Here is a 5299-nt window from a genome sequence, read left to right on the forward strand (position 1 = left end):
GCGCCGGCCTGACTGAGCCCCCACGCTCCCCCACTGCGTGTGGGTCGCTGCCCCCCAGGGGGGCCGCAGGCCGCCTTGGGGCGGCCCGGCGCCGGCCTGGGCCGGCACAAGAAAAAACCGGCCCGTTCGACGGGGCCGGTTTTTCGATGTGACAGCAGGCAAACGGCGTGTCTGCCGCTCAGCGGTAGTAGCGGTCGTGGCCGTGACCGTGGTGGCGGTAGTAGCCCGGGGCCGGACGGTAGTAGGCCGGCGGTGGCGCGTAGTACACGGGAGCCGCACGGTAGTAGACCGGGGGCGCCGGGCGGTAGTAGACGGCCGGCGGCGGATAGTAGGCCGGCGCGGGCGCCACGTACACCGGGGCGGGTGCGTAGTAAGGCTGCGGAGTGGCGACCCCGATCGCCACGCCCGGAACGTTGACACCGACCGACCAGCCGACGGTCGCACTGGCCGAGGCGGCGGCGAACAGCGCGCCCGCGGCGACGACGCCGGCAGCGGCCCATTTGAAGAACTTGGTACGGTTGACGTTCATCGTGAAACTCCTGTTGAAGGCGGGTGTTGGCCGCCCATGTAGTGTATTGAACGCGTGAGATGTGAACCCGGTGCACGCGGCTCTGTGAAGAAGGTTGCCAAAGGTAACACCCCCGGAGGCCCACCTAGAATGAGCGGATATGACTTCCCCTGCAGACATCGACAGCACCAAGCCGAGCAATTTCCTGCGCCACGTGATCGAAAGCGACCTCGAACAGGGCCATTATTCCACCCGCAAATGGGGCGGCTCCCCGGGGGATGCCATCCATCACGCCCAAGGCATGCAGGATCCGGCCAAGGTCCGCATGCGCTTCCCGCCCGAGCCCAACGGCTACCTGCACATCGGGCACGCCAAGAGCATCTGGCTCAATTTCGAGCTGGCGAAGGAATATGGCGGCGTCTGCCACCTGCGCTTCGACGACACCAACCCGGAAAAAGAGGAGCAGGAGTACGTCGATGCCATTCGCGATGCCGTGAAATGGCTGGGTTACGACACCCGACTGGCCGACAACCCCGCCAAACCGGGCGAAGTCGACGAGCACGTGTACTTCGCGAGCAACTACTTCGACTTCATGTACCGGGCGGCGGAGTATCTGATCGGTGCCGGCCTGGCCTACGTCGACGAACAGAGCGCCGAGCAGATCCGGGCCACCCGTGGCGACTTCAACACGCCCGGCACCGACAGCCCGTTCCGCAATCGCACGCCCGAGGACAACCTGGCGCGCTTCCGCGCCATGCGCGACGGCCAGCTCGAGGACGGCGCCGCCGTGCTGCGGGCCCGGATCGACATGGCGAGCCCCAACATCAACATGCGCGATCCGGCGCTCTACCGCATCCGCCGCGCGACCCACCACAACACCGGCGACACCTGGTGCATCTATCCGATGTACACCTTCGCGCATCCGATCGAGGACGCGCTGGAACAGATCACGCACAGCTTCTGCACGCTCGAGTTCGAGGACCAGCGGCCCTTCTACGACTGGCTGCTCGATCGCCTGGCCGAAGGCGGCCTGATCGCCTCGCCGCATCCGCGCCAGTACGAGTTCGCGCGGCTCAACGTCACCCACGTGATCACCAGCAAGCGCAAGCTGCGCCAGCTGGTCGAAGAGAATCATGTCGACGGCTGGGACGACCCGCGCATGCCGACCCTGGCCGGTCTGCGCCGCCGCGGCTACACGCCCGAGGCGCTGAAGCTGTTCTGCGAGCGATCGGGCGTCACCAAGTCCGGCGGCTGGATCGACTACGCCAGCCTCGAGGCCGCGCTGCGCGACACGCTCGACCCGATCGCGCCGCGCGCGATGGCGGTGCTCGACCCGGTCAGGCTGGTCATCACCAACTGGGACGCGCTGATGGGCGCCGGCTTCATCGACGAGTGCACGGCGCCGGTGCACCCGCACCACCCGGAGCGCGGCCAGCGCCGCTTCAAGATCGGCCGCGAGGTCTGGATCGAGCGCACCGACTACGAGGACGTCCAGCCCAAGGGCTTCTTCCGCCTGTTCCCGGGCAACAAGGTGCGCCTGAAGTACGGCCACACGATCGTCTGCACCGGGGCCACCCGCGACGCCGACGGCAGGCTGCAGGAAGTGCAGGCCACGCTGGTGCCCGACACCAAGAGCGGCACGCCGGGCGCGGACGCGATCAAGGTCAAGGGCAACATCACCTGGGTGGCGGCCGCGGATGCGCTGCCGGCCGAGGTGCGCCTGTATGAGCGGCTGTTCGCGGCCGCCCAGCCCGGCAGCGGCGAACTGCTCGAGGAACTCAACAACGACAGCCTGCTGACCTGCCAGGCTTTCGTGGAACCCTCGCTGGCCAGCGCGGCGCCGGGCGGCGCCGGCTTCCAGTTCGAGCGCCATGGCTACTTCGTGGTCGATGCCAAGGCGGCTGCCGCGGGCCAGCGCGTATTCAATCGCGCCGCCGGGATGCGCGACAGCTGGGGCAAGTGACGCGCGCCATGCATCGCCGCTCCCTCCTCCTCGGAACGATGAGTGTGCTGGCGCTGCCGGCAGCACGGGTCGGGGCCGCGCCGTCGGCGGCCAAGGCACCCGGTGCGTGGCCGCAGAGCGCCCAGGTGCCCGGCGGCGTGGCCCGCCTCTCGCTCGGCCCCGCCATCGCGCGACCGGCGGCGCGCACCGAGGGCGATGTGCCCTTGCTCGTGCTCGGCGACGCGATCGAGTGGACCGCGCTGGTCGGCATTCCGCTGGCTGCGGCGACCGGCACCTCGCGCATCATGGTGCGGGCGGAGGACGGCGCCGAGCGGCAGATGGCCTACACGGTCGCACCCAAGCGGTACAGCGAGCAGCGCCTCAAGGTGGCCCCGGGCACGGTCGACCTGTCGCCCACCGACCAGGCCCGCTATGAGCGCGAGCGCGTTCACCAGGCCACGGTGATGGCCACCTTCACCGAGCCCCGGCTGCAGGACCTGCAGATGCGCGTACCGGTGCCGGGCCGCCGCTCCAGCTCCTTCGGCCTGCGCCGCGTCTTCAACGGCCAGTCGCGCAATCCACACAGCGGCATGGACATCGCGGCCGCCACCGGCACGCCGGTGCTGGCGCCGTTGCCGGGGCGTGTCATCGACACCGGCGACTACTTCTTCAACGGCGGCACCGTCTGGCTCGACCATGGCGGCGGCCTGCTCACGATGTACTGCCACCTGAGCCGCGTCGACGTGAAGGCCGGCGATGTGCTGCACACCGGCGAGCGCCTGGCCGCCGTGGGCGCCACCGGCCGCGTGACCGGGCCGCACCTGCACTGGTCGGTGATGCTGAACCGCGCGATGGTGGACCCGGCGCTGTTCATCGCGGCTTGAGGCTCACAGGGGCCGCGTCAGGTAGACCGCCTCGCGCCCGACGATCACCCGCTGCGCCGGCATGAAGACGGTGCAGTCGTCGCAGGGCGCGCGGATCTCGTCCGGCCCCTGGGTGGCGATCAGCTCGCCCTTGGCGAAGGTCTCGAAACCGATCAACGGCCGCACGAAGCGGAAGTCCTCGAACTGGATCATGTGCGTCTGCAGCAGCTCGAAGCGGCGCTGCGGCTCGGCGTCGGGCGTGGCCCCTGCCCTGTCGATCAAGCCGAAGTGGGCCAGGAAGCGCAGCGCCACCTCGGTCGCGAGATCGGCCGCGCTCTGCCTGAAGTGCTGGCCGCACTCGACCACCATCGCGGCGCCCGGCGCATCGGCGCCGGCGTGCAGACCGTGCTGGATCAGCGGCGTGCCCGAGCCGAGGCCGCTCGGCATCAGCAGGTGCACCGGCGGCAGGCCGACCGCCATCGCCACCCGGGCATTGCGTTCGAAGTCGGGGTAGACCCAGAACGGCACCACGTCCTGGCTGGTCGAATGGATGTCGAGGATGTGGTCGGCGGCGCCGACCACCGGCCGCAGCGCCCGCGCGCGGCGCAGCTCGGGGCTGTCCTCGGGGCCGTCCAGCCACTCGTCGGACCAGACCCGGTTGAGGTTGTGCACGATCTGCCGGTTGTCGAAGGGCTTCGCGGGATCGAAGGCGTTGTAGGCCTCGACGTGGGCGAAGCTCACGGTCAGCGTGCCGATCTTGGGCCGCACGCCGCTGTCCAGCAGATGCGTGGCCGCCACCATGCCGCAGATCTCGTTGCCATGGGTCAGCGCATTGATCAGCACGTGCGGGCCCGGCTTGCCGGATTCGAAGCGGTGAACGTAGTCGATGCCGATGTTGCCCTCGCGGTAGGCGGAGATGTCGCGCGGGAGGACTTCGAGGGCGGCTGGGGGAACGGTCATGGGGGCTTTTCTGTCGGAAGGAATGGGGGTGGTCGCAGTGTGCGCCAGCGGGATCGGCTGCGCGGTGCGCCGCAAATCGTAGGATACGGCGCACGGGGAAATGCGGCACGGCCGCGGCGCTGCAGCCCGACCTTCAATCCGGCTTCTTCGCCGCCTCTCCGCGCGGCGGCCTGCAGCAGATCCTTGCGGGTGCGCCTGCGACATCCATGGCCACCAGCGTCAATGACCKCTCCCCAGATACGCCGCCTTCACCCCCGGATCGTTGCGCAGCTTCTCCGCCGGCCCGTGCAGCGAGATGCGGCCGTTCTCGAGCACGTAGCCGTAGTCGGCCACGCCCAGCGCGGCGGCGGCGAACTGCTCGACCAGCAGCATGGTCACCCCCTCGCGCTTGAGCCGCTCGATGATGCGGAACACCTCGGCGACCAGGATCGGCGCCAGGCCCATCGACGGCTCGTCGAGCAGCACCACCTCGGGGTTCAGCATGACGGCGCGGGCCATCGCGAGCATCTGCTGCTCGCCCCCGGACAGCGTGCCGGCCAACTGCATGCGCCGTTCCTTCAGGCGCGGAAACAGGTCGAGCGCGCGTTCGAGATCGCCTGCGACATCGCCGCGCGGCCGGCTCCCCGTGAGGCGCGGGAAAGCGCCCAGCGTCAGGTTGTCGGTCACGGTCATGGTCGCGAACACGCGCCGGCCCTCGGGCGAATGCGCCAGCCCGAGCTTGGCGATGTGATAGGACTCGAGCCCGTCGATGCGCTTGCCGTTGAGCGTGATCTCGCCGGCCGTCGGCTGGATCATTCCCGACACCGCGCGCATCGTCGTCGTCTTGCCGGCGCCGTTGGAGCCGATCAGGGTCACGACCTTGCCCTTGGGCACCTCGATCGAGACGCCGTGCAGCACCTGCACCTTGCCGTAGCCGGCCGATAGATTCTGGATGGTCAGCATGGTCAGGCCTCCCGCCGGGCCGCCCCAAGGGAGGCCTGCGCCCCCTTGGGGGGCAGCGATACGCGAAGCGATGAGCGTGGGGGC

At 69.6% G+C, this 5299-nt stretch carries 5 protein-coding genes; 2 read left to right on the forward strand and 3 right to left on the reverse strand.

What is annotated here, in order from left to right:
• Positions 1-178 precede the first annotated feature (178 nt).
• Positions 179-529 (reverse strand): hypothetical protein, encoded by a 351-nt coding sequence (locus AC1D2E_RS34570; protein WP_478201585.1) that lies wholly within the window; start codon positions 527-529, stop codon positions 179-181.
• Between the two features lie 139 nt (positions 530-668).
• Here AC1D2E_RS34570 and AC1D2E_RS34575 point away from each other — a divergent pair, with 139 nt between their 5' ends.
• Positions 669-2471, forward strand: a complete 1803-nt coding sequence (locus AC1D2E_RS34575) for a glutamine--tRNA ligase/YqeY domain fusion protein (protein ID WP_478201586.1) — start codon at positions 669-671, stop codon at positions 2469-2471.
• 8 nt (positions 2472-2479) lie between these two features.
• Complete coding sequence (locus AC1D2E_RS34580; RefSeq protein ID WP_478201587.1) at positions 2480-3334, forward strand: peptidoglycan DD-metalloendopeptidase family protein; 855 nt, start codon at positions 2480-2482, stop codon at positions 3332-3334.
• Between the two features lie 3 nt (positions 3335-3337).
• On the opposite strand, the gene AC1D2E_RS34585 is transcribed toward AC1D2E_RS34580, so the two are convergent.
• Positions 3338-4273 (reverse strand): M14 family metallopeptidase, encoded by a 936-nt coding sequence (locus AC1D2E_RS34585; RefSeq protein ID WP_478201588.1) that lies wholly within the window; start codon positions 4271-4273, stop codon positions 3338-3340.
• Positions 4274-4492: 219 nt separating this feature from the next.
• The gene (locus tag AC1D2E_RS34590) at positions 4493-5215 is read right to left on the reverse strand and encodes an ABC transporter ATP-binding protein (RefSeq protein ID WP_478201589.1); all 723 of its coding nucleotides are present in this window, start codon (positions 5213-5215) and stop codon (positions 4493-4495) included.
• Between the last annotated feature and the right edge of the window lie 84 nt (positions 5216-5299).

It is taken from the genome of Variovorax sp. P1_H2 (assembly GCF_056405295.1).